Consider the following 24,396-nt stretch of genomic DNA (forward strand, 5'->3'; position numbering starts at 1 on the left):
TGATGCGTAAATGCGTTCCGGTCTGTTGTTGCCAAAAGTGAAAGATAAAATCTTTGTTATAGTTAAACTATAAGCCCTTTTGGTAAGCCAGCCAAAAGGGCTTTTTTTATTTCATCATTTTAAAAAATTACAAGTATGAAAACCACAGCTAAAAGTTCGAAAGCAATAGAAACAGATTTTAAAATAAACAGCAACATTATAGAGAAAGTAACTCAAGTAAAAGAAGAGTTGAGCCTGGAAGGACACAAATCATTACTATTTCAAATGTATGCAGTAGAAGAAGAAGACCTTTATTTTTAAAAATAAATCAATAACAAACTAAAATACTATTAACAACACTAAAAACTAAGAAATTATGAGCACACAAAAATTTGCAACAAACGCACTACACGCTGGACACGATGTTACTAAAAATGCAGGAACAAGAGCCGTGCCTATTTACCAGACATCATCGTATGTTTTTAACAATTCAGATCACGCAGCCAATTTATTCGGTCTTGCCGAAGCCGGATTTATTTACACCAGATTAAACAATCCGACAAACGACATTTTAGAGCAAAGACTGGCGGCGCTCGAAGGCGGAATTGGAGCAGTCGTTACCGCATCGGGAACCGCTGCAATCGCAACAACGTTCCTGACTTTGTTAAAATCCGGAGATCATATTGTAGCATCAAACAGTTTGTATGGAGGGACTTACAATTTATTGAAAGTAACTTTACCCCGATTAGGCATAACAACGACGTTTGTTGATCCGTCAAAAGCAGAAAATTTCTCCAAAGCGGCAAAAGAAAATACAAGAGCCTTTTTTGTAGAATCTTTAGGGAATCCAAAATTAGATGTATTGGATTTGGGCGCCATTTCGAAAGAAGCTAAAAACTTCAAAGTGCCTTTTATTGTCGATAATACGGTGGCCACTTCTTATTTGCTAAAACCAATTGAATACGGAGCAAATATTGTAATTCACTCTTTGACCAAATATATTGCCGGAAACGGAACTTCGCTAGGAGGCGCTATTATTGATGCCGGAACTTTTGATTGGGCAAACGGAAAATTCCCTGAATTTACAGAACCTTCTCCGGGTTACCATGGTTTGGTGTATCATGAAGCGCTTGGAAATGCTGCCTTTATCACAAAAGCGAGAATTGAAGGTTTGCGGGATTTTGGTTCAGCTTTGAGTCCTTTTAATGCTTTCCAGATCATTCAGGGATTAGAGACATTGCCAATCCGAATCAAAAAACATAGCGAAAATGCTTTGACTTTGGCCAAATGGCTAGAGAAACAAGATGAGGTGGCCTGGATAAATTATCCGGGATTAGAGTCCAGTAAATATTTTGATTTAGCCAAAAAATACTTGCCTGAAGGACAAAGCGGAATCATCACTTTTGGACTGAATGGCGGTTTTGAAGCAGCTAAAAAAGTAGTTGACGAAACAAAATTGTTTTCTCTTCTGGCCAATATTGGAGACACAAAGTCACTAATCATTCATCCGGCAAGTACAACACACCAACAATTGACAGAGGAGGAGCAAGCAGAAACAGGAGTTTCTAAAGACTTGGTTCGTCTTTCTGTCGGAATTGAGGATATTGAGGATTTGATCGCTGATTTGCAAACCGTTTTCGCAACGGTTAAAAAAGAGGCATACAGCATCAATAAAAATTAAGGTTTTTTTGTTTTTTGTTTGAAAAATTGCCTTTAGCAATATGATTTTTGCTAGAGGTGATTTTTTATAAAAGCAAAATCTATATAAAGTTTAAACCATATAAGTACGATAAGTTCAGGTAAGCTAAGGTCGAGTAGTAAAAGGAACTTAAATGTCTTATATGGTTAAATTAATTAAAAACAATTCTGTTTTTGAGTCATTTTAAAATTAAAAATTATGTCAAAGCTTAAAATAAACATTGTCCTTTTCGGGATCGGTAATATCGGAAGTACCTTAATCAATCAGATTATCGAAAGCCAGGAGTTTTTTCTGCAAAACAAAAATGTTGACTTTCATTTTCCGATTATCACCAATTCTACCGTAGCTTTTTTTGAAAAAGAAGGTGTCGGGTACGCCTGGGAAACCAATTTTGTAGAATTGGCAGTGCCTTTTAGAGTGGAAGATATTATTGAATTTGCAAAAGAAAATGAATTTGAAAATCTGATCGCTGTTGATGCAACGGCGAGTGAGGAACTGATAGGCCATTACAATACCTTAATTCAAAACGGATTTAATATTGTCGCGGTAAATAAAAAAGCCAATACGTTGCCTATTGAGCTTTATAAAGAAATAAGAGAGAATCTTAAAAAGTACGATAAAGAGTTTTTGTATGAAACCTCGGTAGATACAGGAGTTCCGGTTTTGCAGACTTTAAGAGATTTGTATTACTCAGGAGAAAAAATCACTAAAATTCGCGGTGTTTTCTCCGATAATCTGAGTTATGTTTTTAATCAATTCTCTTCAGAGGAGACTACTTTTTCTTCTATTTTAAAAGATGCCAGTCTTTTAGGATTAATGCGTTCTACTTTTAAGGAGGATTTATCAGGAAATGATACAGCACGGAAACTATTGATTCTAACACGGGAAATAGGGCAGGACTTTGAACTTTCGGATATAAAAATCAATCCGTTGATCGAAGAGGCGCATCTGGAGAAAAATGGTACACTTAATAAAGAAGCGGTGGACCGGTATTTCAAAATTGCAAAAATTACCCAGTCAGACAATCATGTGCTTCGTTATATAGGAGAATTTGATGTTCAGAAAAATACATTGGAAGTCAAATTGGTTTCTGAACCCATTACTTCTGCTATCGGACAATTGAAAGGTTCCGATACGATTTTTGAAATTTACACCCAATCTTATGCGGCTGTGCCGATTGTGATTAAAAGTGCCTCGGCTTGTAAGCAGGCAATTTCGCGCGGCATTATAACCGACATCCTGAAAGTGGCTGAAAAAATCAGAAATAAAGAAGCTGTTTGGTTGTAAGTATAAGAGCTAAAACACTGAAAAATGTTCTTTGATAAACTGATTTGCAGAGTTGATATGGAGTGTGTAAACCTATTTTTTAAGGCCCTTTATGGCTTTTTTAAGAAATTTTGCTTTTAGAAGCTATTTTTTAACATTTAAATAATGTTTTTTAACATTTTTAGTAATTAAATTCTTCATTTCCATTTGTGTAATAAAATTATTATTCTGATATTTGTAAAACCCAAAAAGCTACTAATCACATGAATTTAAATGCCTACAAAATGTTTTGTGTCATTTCGGTTAAAACCGTGGGGATGTCTTTTGCTTAATATTGTAATACAATAAAAAATATAGCAAAGCCTCCCAGAATTTTTTGAGAGGCTTTTTAAATTTATACGAAATGCAGAATTTTTTTAAGATAACAAATAAATCACAGATGAATCAATCGTTACAGATGAATAAGATGTTTAATGTCGCAAGTATTTGCGCATACGTCTGTTGATTCCAAAAGTAAATACAAGTTTGTAAAACTTATAACCCTTTTGGCATCTGAAACCAAAAGGGTTTTTTTATTCCATCGGGTTGCCTTAACAAAATAGTAAAAGATTAATAAACATAATAATACACAACTGAACTAAAACTTAAATATCATGAGTGCAACAAACTACTTAGCAAGAACATTTTCTAGATTGAAAAACGGCAGGACAAAAAGAAACAACCCGCCACCAACAAACGAATTGATCCACCCAAGTTTTGGAATTACCGAAACGGATAAAAATGCAGAAAAAAAAGCACCAAATTCATTGTTGTTTTTAATGTATTCTAAAGAGAATGAAACCCTTTTCATCTAAATCGAAAAGAGTCATAAAATAGGGTGAAACCGGCTTAATTTTACTGGGCATATTGTTCGGTAATTTTTTGCGTATAATAGTTTCAGATTAAACTATTTTCATAAAATAAAAGATTCAGTTCAGATAAATTTGCTTGTTTAAGAAAATAGTAGTTAATTTGCACCGTTAAGTTCAAAAACGTATTGAAATGTTATAAAGAAAGGACGAGGGATTAGACCCGATGAATCCTTAGCAACCCTTCGTTAATTCGAAGAAGGTGCTGCATTCTACCACGCCCAAACGTGGAAAGATAACAATAAGAATTTTTCTAGTTTCGTCTAGACTTTCTTTCTAATATTTCCTCATACAAATCAATAATACAACAGATTTGAAATTGGAAAATATACCAACCCTTATTAGCATACAAAATTTCACCACCGAAAATGGTGCAGTTTATCATTCGTTACCCTTAAGTTTTACGATTTCGGGCTTACCACTCTATAGCGCGCCTATCGTTTTGGTCAATCATGCCCTGACAGGAAACGCTGAGGTCACAGGTGAAAACGGTTGGTGGAATGACCTGATCGGAGAAGGAAAAACAATTGATACTAATGTCTATACGGTATTAGCGTTTAATGTTCCCGGCAATGGGAATGATTCTTTTTTAATAGAAAATTACCAGGATTTTACAGCCCGTGATATTGCGAGGATTTTTATAAAAGGACTCGATTTCTTAAAAATAGAGCAACTTCATACCATAATAGGAGGCTCTGTAGGAGGTGGAATTGCATGGGAAATACTGGCTTTAGAACCCGCTATCACACAAAACTTAATACCAATTGCAACAGACTGGAAATCGACAGACTGGATGATTGCAAATTGTTACTTACAAGAGCAAATCCTGAACAATTCTTCAAAACCAATAGAAGATGCCAGAATTCACGCTATGTTGTGTTACCGCTCTCCCGAATCATTCAAAGAAAAATTTCAACGTACAATCAATTCAGACCTTTCTATTTTTAATATTGAAAGCTGGCTGGCACATCACGGAGAAAGATTGCAAAAAAGATATCAATTGTCTTCGTATAAATTGATGAATCAATTGTTGAAAACGATAGATATTACCAGAAACAGCGCCGATTTTGAAACGTTGTTATCTAAAACGGATGCAGCGATTCATATTATCGGAATCAATTCAGATTTGTTTTTCACAGCAAAAGAAAATAAGGAAACGTATCAGGAATTAATAAAATTCAAAGACAATGTTTTTTATAGCGAAATAGATTCAGTACACGGACATGACGCTTTTTTAATAGAGTACAAACAACTAGATTATTTACTTGCCGATATTTTTAAGGCAGAAACAATAAAAAAATAAAATGAAAATATTAAAATTTGGCGGTAAATCGTTATCAAACGGAGAAGGACTTAACAAAGTAGTTTCCATTATTACAGATAAAATCAATCAGGGTGAAAAAATTGCCGTTGTCGTTTCTGCCCGCGGAAATGCTACTGATGAATTAGAAGATATTTTAAGTATTGCTTCTAAAAACGGTAACTATAAACCGTTATTAGAAAGTTTTAAAACGTACCAGGTTTCAGATTACCCACAAGTTGATCTGTCTGAAGAATTCAGTATTTTGGATAAACTTTTTGAAGGCGTAAGTCTGATTGGAGATTACAGCAATAAAATCAAAGACCAGATTTTGTCTAAAGGCGAATTGCTTTCGGCTAAATTATTGACGGCAATTTTGATTGAAAAAGGAGTTCCTGCTAATTTTGTAGACACCAGAGATTTACTGAAAACGGATTCGAAATTTGGTGATGCTCAGCCTTTGGAACAGCTTTCAAAGAAAAATGTAATCAATTATTTCAAAGAACATAACGGATCAACAGTGAATATTGTAACCGGTTTTATCGGTTCAAACAACAATAATGACACGACAACTTTAGGAAGAAACGGAAGTAATTATACCGCTTCGTTGTTAGCAAATTATTTAAATGCAGAAGAGCTTCAAAACTTTACGCATGTTGACGGAATTTATACTGCAAATCCTGATTTGGTTGCCGATGCTAAAAAAATCGAATATTTATCGTTTAATGAAGCAAACGAATTGGCCAATTTCGGAGCTACTATTTTGCATGCCAAAACAATAATTCCGTTGTTGGAAAAAAGTATTCCGCTTCGTATTTTGAATACATTTAACCATGAAAACCGCGGAACTTTAATCACTTCAGAGTCTGCAAAAGAAGGAATTAAAACACTTTCTGTTTTAGAGAACTTATCTTTAGTAAATCTTGAAGGTCGCGGATTACTTGGAAAATCAGGAGTTGATGCTCGTATTTTTAAAGTAATGGGTGATCACAATATCAGTGTGAGTATTATTTCTCAGGGATCTTCTGAAAGAGGAATTGGTTTGGTAGTGGCAACAGATAAAGCTACTACTGCCATGATCGAACTGGAAAAAGAGTTTGAGAATGATTTTTATTCTAAAGACGTAAACCAAATTACAGTTACAGACAATGTTTCGGTTATTTCTATTATTGGTCAGGATCTGAGTACTTTTCATAAGCCTTACACGGCTTTAATCAAAAATAAAATTGTTCCGATTTTGTTTAACAACACGGTTACGGGTAAAAACGTGAGTTTGGTAGTTAAAAAATCAGAATTGCATAAAGCCTTAAACGTAATTCACGGAGAGATTTTCGGAGTTTCTAAAAAAATCAATATTGCCGTTTTCGGTCATGGATTGGTTGGAGGAACTTTGATCAATCAAATTCTGGAATCTACTGGTGCTATTGAAAAACGCAAAGACATCAAATTGAATGTTTTTGCAATTGCCAATTCTAAAAAGGTACTTTTAAATAAAAATGGAGTCACTTCAGATTGGAAAAATGACATTCAGGATAAAGGAGTTTCGTATACTATTAATGACATTATTGCCTATGCAGATAAGCATCATTTGGAGAACTTAATTGCGATTGATAACACGGCGAGTGCTTCCTTTGTTGAAAACTATATTTCCTTGATTGAGAGCAGTTTTGATTTGATTTCGTCTAATAAAGTGGCCAATACGTTAAGTTATGGTTTCTATAAAGAATTGAGAAAATCATTGGCAGATAATCAGAAGAATTATTTGTATGAAACCAATGTTGGTGCAGGATTACCATTAATTGATACGATAAAATTATTGCACCTTTCGGGTGAAAATATCACTAAAATAAAAGGAGTATTCTCGGGAACTTTGAGTTATTTGTTTAATAATTTTTCTGCAAAAGAAGCTCCGTTTAGTGAGATTTTGCAAGAGGCAATTGATAATGGTTACACAGAACCGGACCCGCGTGAGGATTTATGCGGAAATGATGTAGGTAGAAAATTATTGATCCTGGCAAGAGAATTGGATTTGCAAAATGAGTTCGAAGAGATTTCAATTCAAAATTTAATACCGGAACATTTACGTGAAGGAAACGTTTCAGACTTCTTAACCAAACTAAAAGAATTTGATCCGATTTATGAGAAGATTAAAGCCGATCAAAAACCAAATCATGTGTTGCGATATATCGGAGAATTGTCCGGAGATTTACAAAATGACAAAGGAATTCTGGAAGTAAAATTAGTTTCTGTGCCTTCAGATACTGCTTTAGGCGGATTAAAAGGTTCTGATTCTTTCTTTGAAATTTATACAGAATCTTACGGAGACCGACCAATCGTAATACAAGGGGCCGGTGCAGGTTCTGCCGTTACCGCGAGAGGCGTTTTTGGTGATATTTTGAGATTGTCAGATAAAGAGTAAGAGATTTTAGATTTATTCGCTAACTTGTTATTTCGACAAAGAAGAAAAATTAAACTCAAAAAAATATAAAAAATAACCCGTTGCGTGGAATTAATTGGAACACATAGAGACATAGTTAGGAAATTAAAATCTATGTTTCTATGTGTTAAATAACATTCAACGGGCGAAAGAATAGAAAGAATCTGAACATTACAGATTCTGGTTGCCCCCCAAATGAATTAACCTATACAAATGAAAAAAATCTATTTCCTTTTTTGCCTGATCTCTTTTACGATGCAGGCAAAATACTATGAAGCCGTTCTGACTTTTGAAAACGGAACCGTTAAAAAAGGGTTCGCCGAACTTGTTGAAATAAACAGTTCTAAAGTTAAATTCAGACTCACTGAAAAAGGAGATACGGAGAAAATTTTGAGTAAAGAACTCAAAAAAGTGGAGTACGTTGACAAAGACGGAAATAAGTATGAAGCAGAAAGATTGTTTGTGCTTCAGGATAAAGGAGAAAAAGGAGTAAAAAAAAGCTCCGATAAATCTTGGTTGTACGTGATTTATTCGAAAGGAATTAAGCTTACGGTAGATGCGCTTCAATCGACTCTTAGATACAATCCGGCGACAGGAACTTCAACAGGCTCAGGTGGCGGTACAATGCTGTACATGGGAAAAGAGAAGGAAGATGGTGTATTTTATGTTTATATGTTGTCAGCAATGATGTCTGTGAATGTAGGGATGGATAAGGCCGTGAGGAATATCGCAGGTATTCAGTTTAAAGATTGTCCTGCTTTTTTGGAAGCGGTTAATAAAGAAAATTTCAAAAAGAATACTTTGGCCGGTCGTATAATTGAACTTTACGAGACGAATAATTGTAATAAAAAAGAAGTAGCCAAAGTGCAGGAGACAAAAGCAAAAGCAAAGACCAAAAAGAAATAAGTACGGAGGTTTTTGATTTTAGATTGAAGACTTTAGATTTTTTGGAAAGTTGTTGCGATTTCTATGATAGAGAATTATGATGGTTTGTAGAAAACGGATCTGAAAAACAGCTGCGAATTGCTTCGTGGTTTGGGTTAAGTTCTGAGCTTTTTTTGAAAAGACAAACCGGACTATATATTTAAATAAAAAAGAAAAAAAATGATACCATTAAACGAACTTATTATTTTTATCCTGGCGGCTTTATTACTTGTAATTACACCGGGACCGAATATGATGTATTTGATTTCGCGCTCTATTACTCAAGGTAAAAAAGCTGGAATACTATCGTTGGCAGGAATTATTTTTGGTTTTTTTGTTCATATTATCATGGTCTCTTTTGGAATTACAGCGCTACTTTTTGCTGTTCCGATGGCGTATAATATTCTTAAAATTACAGGAGTTCTCTATTTGTTATACTTGGCGTTCCAGGCGGTGAGACCAAACGGAAAGAATCTCTTTCAACCGAATGAAAACCTTTCTATAGATAAACCAAAAAAGCTATTTAGTATCGGATTTTTAACAAGTGTATTAAATCCTAAGATTGCGGTGTTTTATTTATCGTTTTTTCCTCAGTTTATCAAACCGGCCTACGGATCGATTATGACACAGAGCCTGGAACTTGGTGTAACACAGGTTTTGGTGAGTTTCACGGTTAATTTTATAATCGTACTAACGGCAGCAAAAATAGCTTCTTTTTTCGCTAAAAAACCAATGTGGCTAAAGGTTCAGAAATGGTTTATGGCAGGAGTTTTAATGTCAATGGCAATTAAAATGGCCTTTTCAAAAGCAAAATAATTAAAGTAAAGATTAAAATAAAAAAAAATGAAAGTAACCTTAAACAGAGTAAATGACGCATTTCATTTTAAAATAAAAAATGAACGCGGTCATGTAATCGATGTAGACAGCAGGGCAGAATTTGGAGGAAGTGATTTAGGCGCAAGTCCAATGGAGCTTGTTTTAATGGGTGTTGCAGGATGCAGTGCTATCGATATGATTTCGATTTTAAAAAAACAACGTCAGGAAATAATTTCTTTTGACGCTGAGGTAGAAGGACTTCGCGTTCAGATAGACGAAGCAAAACCTTTTAAAGAAATCAATGTGGTTTTTTATTTAAAAGGAGATATCAATCCGGAAAAGGCCTATCGTGCTGCACAACTCTCTTTTGAGAAATATTGCTCCGTTGCCAAAACGGTTGAACCAACAGCAACTATAAAATACAAAGTTGTTTTAAACGATAAAGAATTAGAAAATTAGTCAATTAGAGAATTAGATAATTTTGACTAGCTATTAAATAATTGAAAGGCTATTAAAAGATATTTTAAAATCTTTGGTGCAACTCAGTGTTTGCTTTGTGTAACGCTGTGAAATAGTCCTCTGAAAAACAAAAAAAAATGAACGAACAAGAATTTGGTTTCGAAACGCAAGCCATTAGAACACAATTAGAGAGATCTCAGTATTTAGAACATTCGGTACCTTTGTACCTGTCGTCAAGTTTTGTATTTGAAGATGCAGAGGACATGCGTGCTTCTTTTACAGAAGAAAAAGAAAGAAATATTTACAGCCGTTTCAGTAATCCAAATACAACTGAATTTGTAGATAAAGTGTGCAAAATGGAAGGGGCAGAAGCCGGTTATGCTTTTGCAACGGGAATGGCAGCAGTGTATTCTACTTTTGCGGCTTTATTAAATGCGGGGGATCATATTGTGTCGGCAAGCAGTGTTTTTGGTTCAACTCATGCGTTGTTTATGACTTATTTCCCGAAATGGAATATTGAAACTTCTTATTTTGACATTAATAAACCGGAAACAATTGAAAGTTTCATTAAACCGAATACTAAAATATTATACGCAGAGTCGCCTACAAATCCCGGTGTAGATGTAATTGATCTGCAGTTGTTGGGTGATATCGCTAAAAAACACAATTTAATTTTAATTATTGATAACTGTTTTGCAACGCCATACCTTCAGCAGCCCATTAAGTTTGGAGCGCATTTGGTAGTACATTCGGCAACTAAATTAATCGACGGTCAAGGTCGTGTTTTAGGAGGAGTGACCGTTGGAAGTGAAGATTTAATCAGACAGATTTATTTGTTTTCAAGAAATACAGGCCCTGCTTTATCTCCGTTTAATGCCTGGATTTTGTCAAAAAGTTTAGAGACGCTTGCAATTCGTGTAGAAAAACATTGTGAAAATGCATTAAAAGTAGCGGAGTTTTTAGAAGCACATCCAAATGTGAATAGTGTGAAATACCCATTTTTGAAATCACATCCACAATATGAAATCGCCAAAAAACAAATGCTTTTAGGAGGTAATATTATTGCATTTGAAATCAAAGGAGGAATCGAGGCCGGAAGAAAATTTCTGGACAAAATTAAACTTTGCTCTCTTTCCGCTAATATTGGCGATACCAGATCAATTGTAACGCATCCGGCTTCAACAACGCATAGTAAATTGTCTGAAGAAGATCAATTGGCAGTTGGTATCACACAAGGTTTAGTGCGTGTTTCTGTAGGTTTAGAAACCGTAAAAGATGTAATTGCAGATTTAGAGCAAGCACTTTCTTAAAAGTATTATAATTTTAAAAATTTAAAAGGCTATCTGTTTTACAAATGAATAGCCTTTTTTAGTATCTTAAATTTAGTTTTTAAAACATCATTATGGTAAAACCAAGATTGTTGCTCTTGTCTGATTTATTTGGAGGTGAAAGCCCGGAATGGATAAAACCGTATAGTAAAACCTTAGCGTCTAAATTTGATGTTCACTATTATGATGTTCTGAAATTAGGCGGAATAAATGCTTCTGATTGCGATGAAAGTGATATTCATAGTCAATTTTTAAAGGGAGGAATTGATAAGGCGGTTAAAACTTTATTGGATTTTGAAAAAGAAGAAGTGACTATTTTAGGCTTTAGCATAGGAGGAACAATTGGCTGGAAAGCTTCGTTGCTTGGTTTAAAAGTAAAGCAGTTGGTGGCGGTTTCGTCAACTAGATTGCGTTTTGAAACGGAGATTCCCAATTGCAAAATCAAGTTGTATTTTGGAGAGAATGACCGGAATAAACCGAATGCTGAATGGTTTTCGGATTTGAATGTTTCAAATTATGTTTTCGAAAATCAAGAGCATCAGTTGTATTTAATAGAAAAGAATATGGTTGTCATTTGCAGTGAATTTTAAGTTGATTTTTCTTTCTTTTCCATAATTGTTTATACAAAAAGTATATTTTTGTCGCGAACAAAACATAACCTTAATTAAAACCAATTTAACATGAGTAACACTACTTATATTCTTGATGACAATTTAATAGCTTCTAATGGAAGTCGTTTCTTAAATTACATTTTAGATATCATTTTCATTATGCTTTCTGCATTTGTCATAACTTTTATCTTTGCGATTTTGTCCAATCTGTTAGAATGGGATGGCCTGAATGAATGGTTGATTAACATAAGCGATCTGGAGTCACAACTTGTTTTTGTAATAATATCGATACTTTATTATGTGTTTACAGAAGGTCTTTTCGGAAGATCAATAGGGAAATTTATCACGGGAACTGTTGTCGTTGATGAAAATGGTGAAAAACCGGGTTTTGGAGCAATTTTTAAAAGAAGTCTATCTCGCTTAATCCCTTTTGATGCTTTTTCTTTTTTAGGCAGCAGAGGTTGGCATGATTCTTTTTCAGATACTTATGTAGTCGGTAATAAGGCTTTAAAAGAAAGCATAAAAACATTTAAAGAATTTGAATTAATCGGAGTTAAGGAAAACGAATAATAAGTTCGTCAGCGTCATACTTTTTATTCTTTTGTTATTCTTATAGCAATAGCCTATTTTTGCTGTTGAAAAATATGCTGTCATTTTAGCACAAAAAATCTAAAATCAACATTCTAAAATCTTAATAAGTGCTTTCAAAGAAAACAAAATACGGAATTAAAGCTTTGACGTTTTTAGCAAGACGCGAGAATAATGATCCTGTGCAAATTGCTGAAATTGCAAAAAGCGAACATATTTCGATTAAGTTCCTGGAGAGTATATTATTGCTTCTAAGGAATTCCGGTTTCTTGGGAGCAAAAAAAGGAAAAGGAGGCGGTTACTATCTGATCAAAGATCCAAAAGATATTAGCATGGCCAAAGTATACCGAATTTTGGAGGGACCGATTGCACTACTTCCGTGCGCGAGTCACAATTTCTACGAAAAATGCGATGACTGTGACGATGAATCTACCTGTGCTGCCCGTCGTTTAATGACGGAAGTGAGAGATAATACATTAAAGATATTAGAAAGTAATTCGTTGGCGGATATCGCTTTTTAGAGCGCATAATTTTTTTTAAACCATATAAGTTGTAAGTTAATATAAGTTTAGTTTGAATGGACTTATATGACTTATTTTCGATGAATACTAAAGCTGACAGGTTTTAAAAACCTGTCAGCTTTAATTTTTAAAAACGGAGGAAACTAGTTTGTTTGGAACGTATAATTTTTTAAACCATATAAGTGATGTAAGCTAATATAAGTTTAGTTTGAATGGACTTATATGACTTATTTTCGATCAATTCCAAACCTAACAGGTTTTTAAAACCTGTCAGCTTTAATTTATAAAAACGGAGGAAACTAGTTTGTTTGGAACATATAATTTTTTTAACCATATAAGTGATGTAAGCTAATATAAGTTTAGTTTGAATGGGCTTATATGACTTATTTTCGATGAATTCCAAACCTAACAGGTTTTTAAAACCTGTTAGGTTTAATTTATAAAAACGGAGGAAACTAGTTTGGAACATATAATTTTTTTTTAAACCATATAAGTTATAGGAGTTAATATAAGTTTAGTTTAAATGAACTTACATGACTTATATGGTTTAATATCGCCAAGTAGGAATCAATAAAAAAACCATTTCCTTGAGCGAACTCACTGAAATGGTTTTTTGGGTATAGAGAACTTTTTTCTATTATTTTTAGGAAAATGAAATAGTAAAAGGTTAAAAAACTAATTTGTAGCCTACCATAAACAACATGATGGCAATGGCATTTCTAAGGAATAGATCAGGTACTTTTCCGCTTAACATGCTTCCCATGTAAATTCCGGGAAGGGATCCTAATAGCAATTGACCCAGTAGTCCTAGATCTAAATTCCCCATTGAGGCATGTCCAATTCCGGCAACAAGAGTTAAGGGAACGGCGTGGGCGATTTCAGTTCCGACCAATTTTGGAGTTGGCAAGAGAGGGTATAGAAAAAATAAAGTTACAGTTCCCAGTGCGCCTGCACCAATCGAAGTAAGGGTTACGGTCGCTCCTAATAATACACCAATAGCAACCGTTAAAATATTCTGAGTTGTGCTTTCGTAGTGGAATTTGTCTCCGGCATGTTTTTGAGAAAATTGCATGATCTTCTTTTTAAACAAAATTGCTATCGAAGTAAAAAGCAAAGCCCAGCCCAGACTGTATTTGATTAAGGCATTTAAAGCGGTAACATCGGTTTTGATGCTTTCCAATATCCATAAAGTTAATAAAGCCGCCGGTACACTGCCTAAAGAAAGCCAGCCGGTGATTTTCCAGTTGATGTTTTTCTTTTTATTGTGAACATATACCCCTCCCATTTTGGTAAAAGCAGCATACAATAAATCGGTACCTACAGCGGTTGTTGGTGGAATGCCAAACCATAATAAAATAGGAGTCATGAGCGAACCGCCGCCAACACCAGTCATTCCCACCACAAAACCAACGAATAAACCTGCCACTACAAGACCTATCTGAAAATCCATAAATAAAAAATTTTGCCAAAAATAAGAAGTAATTTATAATAATCCTATCGATGTGGTAGACTATTTTAGAAGTGCTTGTTAAATCTTTGTTTTGTAATTGTTTGCGTGTTTTACAGTTTTTAAATTTACCTTTATTTTGTCAAAATAAGTAAGTTTTGTTTTAATTGTTTGGGATGCGGTTGTTAATTAAAGTAAAAAATCAAAATATTGTTTTGTTATTTACAAATAAATACTAATTTTGCATAGTAATCTAGTAAGCCGATAGGGTAATGGATTTTTTAAAAGAAATATGGAAAAAGGAATAGAAGTACGTACAGTTGCATTAAAAGCCGAAGTGTCTTTAAAAGAAAGAGTATGGGTGCTTGTACCGGTTGTATTGTTAGTAGGTCTGCTGCTAACACTTGGTTACAATCACTATGCTGAGTTTTCCTGGAATGGATTTGTAGAAGGTCTTAATCAGGAGCTTTTAGTTTTTTTTCTAATTGGTGTTTTTGCCCAGTTGGTAGACGGAACTTTAGGAATGGGATACGGAGCGACCTCGACTTCTTTTTTATTAGCCTACGGAGTACCGCCTGTAATTAGTAGTACAGGAGTTCATGTCGCTGAAATGTTTACAACAGGAGCATCAGCCATTTCGCATCACCGTTTTGGGAACATTAATAAAAAACTGGTAAAGAATTTATTGATCCCGGGTGTTTTGGGTTCAGCTATAGGAGCGTATTTATTGTCAGATGTAATTGACGGAGAAGTTATAAAACCATTTATCGCCGTTTACATGATTGTTTTGGCAATAATTATTATTAGAAAAGCATTGTTGAAAAACATCATTAAAAAGAAAACTAAAAAATTAGGTTTTTTGGCCACTTTTGGAGGATTCATGGATGCAGTAGGTGGCGGAGGCTGGGGACCAATTGTAACTTCTACCTTATTAGGAAGAGGGAGAAACCCGAGGTACACGATTGGATCTGTAAATGCTGCCGAATTTGCGGTTTCATTTGCAAGCGGTATTACTTTTATGCTTTTTGGAGGAATCCACGGATGGCAGGTTATTATAGGACTAATTTTAGGAGGGGTGATTTCTGCTCCATTAGCGGCTTATTTGGTCAATAAAATTAAAAGAAAACCAATGATGATCGCAGTGGGAATACTAATCATTTTATTGAGTTTAAAAACATTGTCTAAATTATTGTAAAATATTTTAGAAAAGGAAAGAGAATATGAGCACAGCAATTATAGCGTCATTAGAAGCAAAAACAAAAGATTTTTCACTGGAAGAAACATTAGCTTTTCTGGCTGAGGAATATCCGGAGAAAGTTATTTTTTCGACTTCATTTGGACAGGAGGATCAAGTAATAACTGATTTTATCTTCAAAAATGATGTGGCAATCAAGGTGTTTACTTTAGATACCGGAAGATTGTTTCAGGAAACGTACGATGTTTTTCACAGGACATTAAAAAAATACAAAAAACAGATCGAAGTTTATTTTCCGGAAGCGGCAGCAGTAGAAAATTTACTTCAGACAAAAGGACCAAACAGTTTTTATGATTCGGTTGAAAATAGAAAAGAATGCTGTTTTATTAGAAAAGTGGTTCCGTTGCGGAAAGCTTTAGCAGGAAATTCAGTTTGGATTACAGGTTTAAGAGCTGAGCAGTCAGAAAACAGACACGACTTAAATCTGTTTGAATATGATGGAGGTTTCGAAATTATAAAATTCAATCCCCTGTTAAAATGGACTTTAGAAGAAGTGGAGAATCATTTGAAAGAATTTAATGTCCCACAGAATGCCCTGCACAAAGAAGGTTTCGTAAGTATTGGATGCGCACCTTGTACAAGAGCCATTTTTCCCGGAGAGGATATCAGAGCCGGAAGATGGTGGTGGGAATCAAGCCATAAAGAATGTGGTTTGCACGGGGCTAAGAAAGAGTAAAGAGAATAGAGCAAAGAATAAAGAGAATAGATAGTAATAGTTTACGAGATTTTAGGAGGAATCAGACCCCTGAAGCTTTAAACATTAAACAAAATACAATGAGTTCAGTATTAAAAACAAACGCTTTAGAGAGCGAAGCAATATACATTTTCAGAGAAGTAATTTCACAGTTTGACAAACCGGTTTTGCTTTTTTCTGGAGGAAAAGATTCTATAACCTTAGTACGTTTAGCGCAAAAGGCATTTTTCCCTGCTAAAATTCCGTTTCCTCTTTTGCATGTTGATACAGGACATAATTTTCCTGAAACAATTGCTTTCAGAGATAAATTGGTTGAAGAATTAGGATTAGAATTAATTGTTCGTAATGTTCAGGATGCTATTGACGAAGGAAAAGTAGTAGAAGAAACCGGAAAATATTCCAGTAGAAACAGCTTGCAGACTACGACACTTTTAGATGCAATCGAAGAATTTAAGTTTGATGCTTGTATTGGTGGAGCACGTCGTGATGAGGAAAAAGCAAGAGCAAAAGAACGTATTTTTTCGGTACGTGATGATTTCGGTCAATGGGACGAGAAGAATCAACGTCCTGAATTATTTGATATTTTGAATGGAAAAATAGAAAATGGTCAAAACGTTCGCGTTTTCCCAATTTCAAACTGGACGGAATTAGATGTTTGGAGTTATATCGAGAAAGAACACATCGAGATCCCATCAATCTATTTCTCACATAAAAGAAAGGTTTTTTTGAGAGACGGTTTGATCTGGTCACATTCTCCTTTTGTGTACCAGGAAGAAGACGAACAAATCGAAGAACGAATTGTTCGTTTTAGAACCGTTGGAGATATGAGTTGTACTGCTGCTGTTGAATCTTATGCAGAGACCATTGAACAAGTAGTGGGAGAAATCAGAACTTCTACTATTTCTGAAAGAGGCGCCAGAATTGATGACAAACGTTCTGAAGCGGCAATGGAGAAAAGAAAACAACAGGGATACTTTTAATCCAATTAAAAATTAAAAGTAGAGAAAAGTAAAATTCAAAAAAACAGACAGATTTATAAGTTTTCAGAAGAACCTGAAACTTGAAACCTGAAACAAAACAATACAGAATGGACGTTTTAAAAATAGCAACAGCAGGAAGTGTAGATGACGGAAAAAGTACTTTGATCGGAAGGTTATTGTATGATACAAAATCATTGACAACAGATAAAATCGAAGCAATCGAAAAAAGCAGCAAACAAAAAGGATACGATTATCTTGATTTTTCGTTAGCAACGGATGGTTTGGTGGCAGAAAGAGAGCAAGGAATCACGATTGATGTAGCGCATATTTATTTCTCGACTGCTAAGAAAAGTTACATTATTGCCGATACTCCGGGGCACGTAGAATATACCAGAAACATGGTTACGGGAGCTTCGACTTCACAAGTTTCGATCATTTTGATTGATGCCAGAAAAGGCGTTATCGAGCAAACGTACCGTCACTTTTTTATCAATAATTTATTGCGTGTAAAAGAGGTAATCGTAGCCATCAACAAAATGGATTTAGTGGATTATTCGGAAGAAGTTTTCAATAAAATCAAAACCGATTTTCAAGCCTTAAATGCTAAAAGTACTTTCAAAGAACAAAATGTAAGTTATATTCCATTAAGTGCGATCAATGGCGGAAACGTAGTCGATAAATCAGAAAATATGACTTGGTACGACGGACAAACGGTTTTGGAGCATTTAGAAGGATTGCATTCTCATGATGTTTACGAAGCTGGAAAAGCACGTTTTCCGGTTCAGACTGTGATTCGTCCTAAAACAGAAGAGTACCACGATTTTAGAGGTTATGCCGGAAAATTATATGGAAACTCAATTAAAGTTGGGGATGTAGTAACTGTTTTGCCTTCACTAACAGAATCAAAAGTGAGTAAAATTCACTTTTTCGATAAACAATTTGACGAAGCCGTTGCAGGTTCTTCGGTTACAATCGAATTAGAAAATGATATCAATGTGACAAGAGGTGATATGATTGTAAAATCATCAGAACTTCCAAAAATTGAAAAAGACATCAACACAACCGTTTGTTGGATGGACAGTAAAAAACTGGTTGCGGGAACAAAATACATTGTGCAACACAACACAAACCGTGTTCTGGCAAAGGTAGAAAGTATCAAAAATACAATCGCAACCGATTATTCAGGAAATACTCCGGCGACACAGTTAGCGATAAATGAAATTGGAGAAGTAAGTATCAAATTAAGCAAGCCTTTATATTTTGATGCCTATAATGATAATAAATCAAACGGTGCTTTTATCTTAATTGATACCGCAACCAACACAACGGCAGGAGTAGGATTTATTCGATAGATGCATTAGGCTTTAAGCAATAAGCCTTAAGCGAAAAAAACAAAGTTAAAAAAGCTCGAAGCGTATAGCCTAAAGCCTAAAGCAAAAAAGAAAATGGAAAGTTTTAGAACAGAAATAGAAAATCCGATAGTTCAGAAAGAAATTATCGATCTTGAAAAAAAGATTCACTTATTCCGTGGAGGAAAAATTGATGATGAGCGTTTTCGTAGTCTTCGTTTAGCACGAGGAATTTACGGGCAACGTCAGGAAGGCGTTCAAATGATTCGTATTAAATTGCCTTATGGTAAAGTAACGAGCGAACAGTTGGTACGTATTACTAAAGTTTCAGATGAATATTCTACAGGACGTTTGCATATTACAACGCGTCAGGACATTCAGATTCACTATGTAAGTCTGGACCGAACTCCGGAACTTTGGGCTAATCTGGCTAAAGATGATATTACGTTGCGTGAAGCTTGTGGTAATACCGTTAGAAATATTACAGGAAGCGAATTAGCAGGTGTAGATGTAAACGAACCATTTGATGTTTCGCCTTACGCACATGCCTTATTTCAATACCTTTTAAGAAATCCTATTGGTCAGGAAATGGGACGTAAATTTAAAATTTCGTTCTCTTCTTCTGATGAAGATACGGCTTTGAGTTACCTGCATGATTTAGGATTTATTCCAAAAATCGTTGACGGACAACGCGGCTTTAAAATCGTTTTTGGTGGTGGATTAGGTTCACAACCGGCTCACGCTGAATTGCTTTCAGATTTTGTACCGGCAAACCAAATCATTCCAACAGCTGAAGGGATCATTCGTATTTTTGACCGATATGGTGAACGTGCCAAAAGAATGAAAGCACGTATGAAGTTTTTGATCAAAGAAATGGGTAGAGATGTCTTTTTGGATTTAGTCGAAAAAGAGAAAAAAGCACTTGCTTTTCAAACCTATGAAATTGATACTACTGCTTTTGATGGTCCAATTCCAGAACCGTTATTAGAAGTACCGCAAGTTACTATTGCTGATACGGCTGCTTATGAATTGTGGAAAGAATCAAATGTAATTGCACAAAAACAAAAAGGATATTATTCGATTGGAATCAAAGTTTTATTAGGTGATTTTTACACAGATAAAGCAAGATTATTAGCCGATTTAATTAAAAATTATGCAGCAAATGAATTGCGATTTTCATTACGCCAAAATATAGTACTTCGCCATATAAAAGAAGAGAATTTACCTTTCTTTTATCAGGAATTAGCCAAATTGGACTTTGTTCATTTAGGCTATAATTCTACGGCGGATATTACTGCGTGTCCAGGTACTGACACTTGTAATTTGGGGATTGCGAGCAGTACCGGGATAGCAGAAGAATTAGAAAGAGTGATTAATTCAGAATATCCACAATACAGAAACAACCGCGAAATTGAAATAAAAATCAGTGGTTGTATGAATGCTTGTGGACAACATAATATGTCAGCTATTGGTTTTCAGGGAATGTCGATAAACTCCGGTAAATTGGTAGCGCCGGCCTTACAGGTTTTATTAGGCGGTGGAAGATTAGGAAATGGAGAAGGACGTTTTGCCGATAAAGTAATCAAAATTCCAAGCCGCAGAGGACCAGATGCCTTGCGTACTATTTTAAACGATTTTGATACCCATGCAAACGGACAGAAATTTCTAAATTATTACGATGAAAAAGGAGAAAAATACTTCTACGAAATATTAAAACCTTTAGCAGATGTAACCAATTTAACAGAAGGTGATTTTGTAGATTGGGGTAATGCAGATAATTATGTAAAAGCAGTTGGAGTTGGAGAATGTGCCGGTGTTGTGATAGATTTGGTTGCTACTTTGTTATTAGAAGCAAAAGACAAATTAACATTCGCACAAGAATCATTCGACGAAGGAAAATGGTCTGATGCTATTTATCATGCTTATGCAGGATTTGTAAATGGGGCAAAAGCCTTATTGCTTTCCGAAAATGAAAAAACAAACAATCACGCAGGAATTGTTGATTTGTTTGACAATGTATTTGTTGTAACGGCTAAAATTAAATTGGCAACAACATTCAAAGAATTAGTATATCAAATCAATCAGACAGAGCCTTCGGAAGCTTTTGCAAAACAATACATTCAGGAAGGAATTGCTTTTTTTGATACCATAGAAAAATATAGAGCTCAAGAATTAGAAAATGCTTAATACAATCAAACCCAAAGTAACTTTAGTAGGCGCCGGTCCCGGAGATCCGGATCTGCTTACGCTAAAAGCCGTTAAAGCACTTGCTGAAGCGAATGTGGTTTTGTATGATGCATTGGCAAACGAGGAAATTCTTTCTCACGCTTCAAAAGACGCGATTACGATTTTTGTCGGAAAAAAAATGGGGAACCATGCCTATACGCAAGATCAAATCAATCAGTTGATTGTAGATAATGCCTTAACGTATGGAAATGTAGTACGTCTAAAAGGCGGCGATCCCTTTGTCTTCGGACGCGGAAGTGAGGAAATTGAATTTGTAGAAAGTTTCGGAATCCCAACTTTTGTTGTTCCGGGAATCTCATCGGTAGTTGCGGTGCCTGCCAGTCAGGGAATTTCGATTACCAAAAGAGGTGTTTCAGAAAGTTTTTGGGCCATTACAGGAACAACATCAGACAGGAAATTATCTTCAGATGTAGCATTGGCGGCGCAATCTTCTGCAACCGTGGTGATTTTGATGGGAATGCACAAATTGTCTCAGATTATCCATTTGTTTCAAAAAGAGGATAAAGGAAATTTGCCGGTTGCGATTATTCAAAACGGAACCACTGCCGATGAAAAAGTAGGCGTAGGAACGGTAGATTCTATTTTGAATATTGTAAAAGAAAAAGGATTAAGCTCACCTGCCATTATCGTTCTCGGAGAAGTTGTTCGCGAAAGCAATAAATTAAAAGGATGCTACGAAGAATTTCTATCAAAAGAAATCATCATGTAGCGTAGGGCTTCAACCCGACAAAAAATAAAAAAGATCAAAAGAATTATTTTCGCCAAAAGAAATCAAAGAAATCAATTTGTAGCGTCGGGTTTCAACCCGACAAACAAAAGGTGATAAAAAAAAAATAAATGTATACCGTCGAATTTCAACCCGACAAAAACGAGCAATAAGCCAAAAGAAATTGCACAATAAAGAGAAAACATCGTACTTTCATGCGATGTAAAGGAATTAAAATGGAACAAAACGAATTATATCCAATATTTTTAAAATTACACAATTTGAATGTTCTTATTGTGGGCGGTGGAAATGTTGGACTGGAAAAGCTTTCTTTTTTATTGAAATCGAGTCCGAATGCCAATGTTGAGGTGGTGGCAAAACACTTTCATCTTGAGATTAAAGTTTTGGCAGAAAATCATCCTTCGCTTAAATTGACCCAGGCGAAGTTCAAAAAAAAGATGCTGAAAAAACGCAATATGGTGATCGCCTGTACCGATGATTTAAAAGTCAATAAAAGAGTATATGATTTATCCAGAAAGCGCTATTTGATTTGCAATATTGCCGATACTCCGGATTTGTGTGATTATTATTTAGGTGGAATCGTAACCAAAGGAAATGTAAAAATTGCCATTTCGACCAACGGAAAGTCTCCTACCACAGCCAAAAGGCTAAGAGAGTTTTTTGAAGAAGTTATTCCGGACGATATCAATAAGATGGTTGAAAACCTAAATGAATACAGGAAAACACTGAAAGGCAACTTTGAAGATAAAGTTAAAAAGATGAACGAAATTACCGCTTCATTAAAAAATAAAGAGTAAAAAAAACAGAAGAAATGAATGATATAAATCATTGAAAATAGAATAAATTATTCGTTTCTTTGCATTATTAAGAATGATTATAAACAACAGTGTAATGATTAAAACAGATATACTAATTATTGGAGCAGGACCAACAGGTTTATTTGCCGTTTTTGAGGCAGGATTACTAAAATTAAAATGCCATATTTTAGATGCACTGCCACAGGCAGGAGGACAACTTTCAGAATTGTATCCAAAAAAACCTATTTATGACATTCCCGGATTCCCGGAAGTATTAGCAGGGGATTTAATTGATAACCTACAGGAGCAAATTAAGCAGTTTGAGCCAGGTTATACTTTAGGAGAGCGTGCTGAGACCATCGAAAAACAAGAAGACGGAAGTTTTATCGTTACTTCAAACAAAGGAACCAGATTTCATGCGCCGGTAATTGCCATCGCAGGAGGATTAGGAAGTTTCGAGCCTCGTAAACCACTTATAGAAGATATCGAGTTTTATGAAGATAAAGGAGTAAAATACTTCATTAAAAATCCGGAGAAATTCAGAGATAAAAAAGTTGTCATTGCAGGAGGAGGAGATTCAGCATTAGACTGGAGTATTTTCTTGGCCAATGTAGCTTCAGAAGTAACTTTAATTCACCGTAGAAATGAATTTAGAGGAGCTTTAGATTCTGTAGAAAAAGTACAGGAATTAAAAACAGCAGGAAAAATTAAATTAATTACTCCGGCAGAAGTAATCGGAATTAATGGTGCGGAACATGTTGAATCTTTGGACATCGAAGAAAACGGAGCACACCGTAAAATAGAAACCGATTATTTTATTCCACTTTTCGGATTGACTCCAAAATTAGGACCAATCGCTGACTGGGGATTAGAAATCGAGAAAAACGCGATTAAAGTAAATAATGCATTAGATTACCAAACCAATATTCCTGGAATTTTCGCTATCGGAGACGTTAATACGTACCCGGGGAAATTAAAATTAATTCTTTGCGGATTCCACGAAGCGACTTTAATGTGTCAAGCGGCTTATGCAATCATTAATCCCGGTAAAAAATACGTTTTAAAATACACTACCGTTTCCGGTGTTGACGGCTTTGACGGAACTCGTAAAGAGGCCCCGAAAGCAGTTGTTAAGGCAATCGTGTAGTTTATGATACTGATTTTCTCTCCCGATAGCTGTGGGATAGAGATTTTTAGATTTTAATTTGTAAAGCTCAAACTTGTAATTATAGTTTGAGCTTTTTTTTATTTGTACCTTTGTTTATATAAAAGTTTAATTATTATGGATTTAGAAGCTAGAAAATATCAGTTTATTCAGCAATTGGTTAAGGTTGAAGATGAGCGTGTTTTAGAAAAGCTGGAATCGGTTTTGAAAGCAAGTCAAAGTGATTGGTTTGATGCGTTATCCGAGGCAGAGCAAGCAGAAATTCAAATTGGACTGGATCAGGTGAATAACGGAGAATTTACAAGTCATGAAGAGGTTATGAAAAGATTTTCAAAATGGCATTAAAATTTATTTGGACACCACAGGCCATTAAAGGTTTTAATAGCGTTGTTGATTACTTGGAAGCCAAATGGACAGTAAAAGAAATCTTGAATTTAGAGATAAAAAGCAACACATTACATAATAAGCTACATCTTTTTTTGAATAAATTTTAAACTCTTTTAAATTATGCAAAAGAAGAAAGAAGTACACTGAATTTTTACATGTAAAATTAAAAGTACTTCATCTTAATCGATCAATATTTCAACATAAGGAATCCGTTTTTGTCAGCGTTTTTACTATTTCAAATCCGTATAATCCGCGTCCAATTCTACATAATCTTTGCATATGGTGATTGCAACTTAATTTCACACGCGGATTGAACAGATTCGTTATCACGAAGACACGGATAAAACGGATTTAAAATTCTTTCCAATGAAACTTAAATAGGCACTTAGTTTCCAAAATAAGTAAAGAATTTAAATCGTATAGAAATTATTAATTTTAGAGGAACAAAACAGAATCCTAAAGACTAAAAATAAATTTCCAGTGTAGTGTTTTAGACCCGAAGACCCTTAGAA

At 34.9% G+C, this 24,396-nt stretch carries 23 protein-coding genes and 1 riboswitch; of the genes, 22 read left to right on the forward strand and 1 reads right to left on the reverse strand.

The genetic code is table 11. The features are described from left to right. The first annotated feature begins 135 nt into the window (after positions 1–135). The 13 genes from AB674_RS22710 to AB674_RS00435 all read left to right on the forward strand — a co-directional run bounded on the left by AB674_RS22710 (position 136) and on the right by AB674_RS00435 (position 12,836). A complete protein-coding gene (locus tag AB674_RS22710; RefSeq protein WP_165579335.1) occupies positions 136–300 on the forward strand; it encodes a hypothetical protein in 165 nt (54 codons plus the stop codon). A gap of 55 nt (positions 301–355) precedes the next feature. Then, a complete protein-coding gene (locus AB674_RS00380; RefSeq protein WP_047772848.1) occupies positions 356–1,660 on the forward strand; it encodes an O-acetylhomoserine aminocarboxypropyltransferase/cysteine synthase family protein in 1,305 nt (434 codons plus the stop codon). Positions 1,661–1,876: 216 nt separating this feature from the next. Further along, the gene (locus AB674_RS00385) at positions 1,877–2,965 is read left to right on the forward strand and encodes an aspartate kinase (protein WP_047772850.1); all 1,089 of its coding nucleotides are present in this window, start codon (positions 1,877–1,879) and stop codon (positions 2,963–2,965) included. A 632-nt stretch (positions 2,966–3,597) separates the two neighbouring features. Then, the gene (locus tag AB674_RS00390; RefSeq protein WP_047772852.1) at positions 3,598–3,798 is read left to right on the forward strand and encodes a hypothetical protein; all 201 of its coding nucleotides are present in this window, start codon (positions 3,598–3,600) and stop codon (positions 3,796–3,798) included. Positions 3,799–3,985: 187 nt separating this feature from the next. Continuing rightward, a riboswitch (SAM riboswitch) is annotated at positions 3,986–4,094 on the forward strand. Between the two features lie 77 nt (positions 4,095–4,171). Continuing rightward, positions 4,172–5,155, forward strand: a complete 984-nt coding sequence (locus AB674_RS00395; RefSeq protein WP_240478054.1) for an alpha/beta fold hydrolase — start codon at positions 4,172–4,174, stop codon at positions 5,153–5,155. Between the two features lies 1 nt (position 5,156). Further along, positions 5,157–7,571 carry a bifunctional aspartate kinase/homoserine dehydrogenase I gene (thrA, locus tag AB674_RS00400; protein WP_047772856.1) on the forward strand — a complete coding sequence of 805 codons (2,415 nt, stop codon included), beginning with the start codon at positions 5,157–5,159 and terminating at the stop codon, positions 7,569–7,571. A gap of 231 nt (positions 7,572–7,802) precedes the next feature. Further along, complete coding sequence (locus tag AB674_RS00405) at positions 7,803–8,495, forward strand: hypothetical protein (protein WP_131701503.1); 693 nt, start codon at positions 7,803–7,805, stop codon at positions 8,493–8,495. 198 nt (positions 8,496–8,693) lie between these two features. Then, entirely contained in the window at positions 8,694–9,329 is a 636-nt protein-coding gene (locus AB674_RS00410) for a LysE family translocator (RefSeq protein ID WP_047772862.1), read from the forward strand. A gap of 27 nt (positions 9,330–9,356) precedes the next feature. Then, positions 9,357–9,788, forward strand: coding sequence for an OsmC family protein (locus AB674_RS00415; RefSeq protein ID WP_047772864.1), 432 nt, complete (start codon positions 9,357–9,359; stop codon positions 9,786–9,788). A gap of 137 nt (positions 9,789–9,925) precedes the next feature. After that, on the forward strand, positions 9,926–11,098 hold the full coding sequence (locus tag AB674_RS00420) for a trans-sulfuration enzyme family protein (protein ID WP_047772866.1): 1,173 nt from the start codon (positions 9,926–9,928) through the stop codon (positions 11,096–11,098). Positions 11,099–11,190: 92 nt separating this feature from the next. Next, on the forward strand, positions 11,191–11,706 hold the full coding sequence (locus tag AB674_RS00425; protein ID WP_047772867.1) for a hypothetical protein: 516 nt from the start codon (positions 11,191–11,193) through the stop codon (positions 11,704–11,706). Positions 11,707–11,796: 90 nt separating this feature from the next. Continuing rightward, the gene (locus AB674_RS00430; RefSeq protein WP_047772869.1) at positions 11,797–12,297 is read left to right on the forward strand and encodes an RDD family protein; all 501 of its coding nucleotides are present in this window, start codon (positions 11,797–11,799) and stop codon (positions 12,295–12,297) included. 128 nt (positions 12,298–12,425) lie between these two features. Further along, a complete protein-coding gene (locus tag AB674_RS00435) occupies positions 12,426–12,836 on the forward strand; it encodes an RrF2 family transcriptional regulator (RefSeq protein WP_047772871.1) in 411 nt (136 codons plus the stop codon). Positions 12,837–13,503: 667 nt separating this feature from the next. On the opposite strand, the gene AB674_RS00445 is transcribed toward AB674_RS00435, so the two are convergent. Next, a complete protein-coding gene (locus AB674_RS00445) occupies positions 13,504–14,286 on the reverse strand; it encodes a sulfite exporter TauE/SafE family protein (RefSeq protein ID WP_047772875.1) in 783 nt (260 codons plus the stop codon). A gap of 289 nt (positions 14,287–14,575) precedes the next feature. Between AB674_RS00445 and AB674_RS00450 the strand changes: the two genes are divergently transcribed. The 9 genes from AB674_RS00450 to AB674_RS00490 all read left to right on the forward strand — a co-directional run bounded on the left by AB674_RS00450 (position 14,576) and on the right by AB674_RS00490 (position 23,842). Continuing rightward, entirely contained in the window at positions 14,576–15,478 is a 903-nt protein-coding gene (locus AB674_RS00450) for a sulfite exporter TauE/SafE family protein (RefSeq protein ID WP_047772877.1), read from the forward strand. A 25-nt stretch (positions 15,479–15,503) separates the two neighbouring features. Next, the gene (locus AB674_RS00455) at positions 15,504–16,214 is read left to right on the forward strand and encodes a phosphoadenylyl-sulfate reductase (RefSeq protein WP_047772879.1); all 711 of its coding nucleotides are present in this window, start codon (positions 15,504–15,506) and stop codon (positions 16,212–16,214) included. A gap of 98 nt (positions 16,215–16,312) precedes the next feature. Beyond that, positions 16,313–17,212 (forward strand): sulfate adenylyltransferase subunit CysD, encoded by a 900-nt coding sequence (cysD, locus tag AB674_RS00460; protein WP_047772880.1) that lies wholly within the window; start codon positions 16,313–16,315, stop codon positions 17,210–17,212. Between the two features lie 107 nt (positions 17,213–17,319). Further along, positions 17,320–18,564, forward strand: a complete 1,245-nt coding sequence (locus tag AB674_RS00465) for a sulfate adenylyltransferase subunit 1 (RefSeq protein ID WP_047773252.1) — start codon at positions 17,320–17,322, stop codon at positions 18,562–18,564. Between the two features lie 93 nt (positions 18,565–18,657). Beyond that, entirely contained in the window at positions 18,658–20,748 is a 2,091-nt protein-coding gene (locus AB674_RS00470) for a HEPN domain-containing protein (RefSeq protein ID WP_047772882.1), read from the forward strand. Continuing rightward, positions 20,741–21,517, forward strand: coding sequence for a uroporphyrinogen-III C-methyltransferase (gene cobA / locus AB674_RS00475; protein ID WP_047772884.1), 777 nt, complete (start codon positions 20,741–20,743; stop codon positions 21,515–21,517). The genes AB674_RS00470 and cobA overlap by 8 nt, the downstream gene beginning before the upstream one ends. A 233-nt stretch (positions 21,518–21,750) precedes the next feature. Further along, positions 21,751–22,332 (forward strand): bifunctional precorrin-2 dehydrogenase/sirohydrochlorin ferrochelatase, encoded by a 582-nt coding sequence (locus AB674_RS00480; protein WP_047773254.1) that lies wholly within the window; start codon positions 21,751–21,753, stop codon positions 22,330–22,332. Between the two features lie 94 nt (positions 22,333–22,426). Further along, complete coding sequence (locus AB674_RS00485) at positions 22,427–23,479, forward strand: NAD(P)/FAD-dependent oxidoreductase (protein ID WP_047773255.1); 1,053 nt, start codon at positions 22,427–22,429, stop codon at positions 23,477–23,479. Between the two features lie 135 nt (positions 23,480–23,614). Further along, positions 23,615–23,842 carry a hypothetical protein gene (locus tag AB674_RS00490; RefSeq protein ID WP_047772886.1) on the forward strand — a complete coding sequence of 76 codons (228 nt, stop codon included), beginning with the start codon at positions 23,615–23,617 and terminating at the stop codon, positions 23,840–23,842. Positions 23,843–24,396 lie beyond the last annotated feature (554 nt).

This window comes from Flavobacterium sp. ABG (genome assembly GCF_001027725.1).
Taxonomy (GTDB): Bacteria; Bacteroidota; Bacteroidia; order Flavobacteriales; family Flavobacteriaceae; genus Flavobacterium; species Flavobacterium cupriresistens.

What these genes read in the sequence shown, in the direction of transcription:
- AB674_RS00380 (WP_047772848.1), top strand. Translation starts at nt 356, where the DNA reads ATGAGCACACAAAAATTTGCAACAAACGCACTACACGCTGGACACGAT.
- cysD (WP_047772880.1), top strand. Translation starts at nt 16,313, where the DNA reads ATGAGTTCAGTATTAAAAACAAACGCTTTAGAGAGCGAAGCAATATAC.
- AB674_RS00410 (WP_047772862.1), top strand. Translation starts at nt 8,694, where the DNA reads ATGATACCATTAAACGAACTTATTATTTTTATCCTGGCGGCTTTATTA.
- AB674_RS22710 (WP_165579335.1), top strand. Translation starts at nt 136, where the DNA reads ATGAAAACCACAGCTAAAAGTTCGAAAGCAATAGAAACAGATTTTAAA.
- AB674_RS00455 (WP_047772879.1), top strand. Translation starts at nt 15,504, where the DNA reads ATGAGCACAGCAATTATAGCGTCATTAGAAGCAAAAACAAAAGATTTT.
- AB674_RS00490 (WP_047772886.1), top strand. Translation starts at nt 23,615, where the DNA reads ATGGATTTAGAAGCTAGAAAATATCAGTTTATTCAGCAATTGGTTAAG.
- AB674_RS00485 (WP_047773255.1), top strand. Translation starts at nt 22,427, where the DNA reads ATGATTAAAACAGATATACTAATTATTGGAGCAGGACCAACAGGTTTA.
- AB674_RS00415 (WP_047772864.1), top strand. Translation starts at nt 9,357, where the DNA reads ATGAAAGTAACCTTAAACAGAGTAAATGACGCATTTCATTTTAAAATA.
- thrA (WP_047772856.1), top strand. Translation starts at nt 5,157, where the DNA reads ATGAAAATATTAAAATTTGGCGGTAAATCGTTATCAAACGGAGAAGGA.
- AB674_RS00385 (WP_047772850.1), top strand. Translation starts at nt 1,877, where the DNA reads ATGTCAAAGCTTAAAATAAACATTGTCCTTTTCGGGATCGGTAATATC.
- AB674_RS00445 (WP_047772875.1), bottom strand. Translation starts at nt 14,286, where the DNA reads ATGGATTTTCAGATAGGTCTTGTAGTGGCAGGTTTATTCGTTGGTTTT.
- AB674_RS00480 (WP_047773254.1), top strand. Translation starts at nt 21,751, where the DNA reads ATGGAACAAAACGAATTATATCCAATATTTTTAAAATTACACAATTTG.
- AB674_RS00465 (WP_047773252.1), top strand. Translation starts at nt 17,320, where the DNA reads ATGGACGTTTTAAAAATAGCAACAGCAGGAAGTGTAGATGACGGAAAA.
- AB674_RS00470 (WP_047772882.1), top strand. Translation starts at nt 18,658, where the DNA reads ATGGAAAGTTTTAGAACAGAAATAGAAAATCCGATAGTTCAGAAAGAA.
- AB674_RS00420 (WP_047772866.1), top strand. Translation starts at nt 9,926, where the DNA reads ATGAACGAACAAGAATTTGGTTTCGAAACGCAAGCCATTAGAACACAA.
- AB674_RS00390 (WP_047772852.1), top strand. Translation starts at nt 3,598, where the DNA reads ATGAGTGCAACAAACTACTTAGCAAGAACATTTTCTAGATTGAAAAAC.
- AB674_RS00425 (WP_047772867.1), top strand. Translation starts at nt 11,191, where the DNA reads ATGGTAAAACCAAGATTGTTGCTCTTGTCTGATTTATTTGGAGGTGAA.
- AB674_RS00430 (WP_047772869.1), top strand. Translation starts at nt 11,797, where the DNA reads ATGAGTAACACTACTTATATTCTTGATGACAATTTAATAGCTTCTAAT.
- AB674_RS00450 (WP_047772877.1), top strand. Translation starts at nt 14,576, where the DNA reads ATGGAAAAAGGAATAGAAGTACGTACAGTTGCATTAAAAGCCGAAGTG.
- cobA (WP_047772884.1), top strand. Translation starts at nt 20,741, where the DNA reads ATGCTTAATACAATCAAACCCAAAGTAACTTTAGTAGGCGCCGGTCCC.
- AB674_RS00405 (WP_131701503.1), top strand. Translation starts at nt 7,803, where the DNA reads ATGAAAAAAATCTATTTCCTTTTTTGCCTGATCTCTTTTACGATGCAG.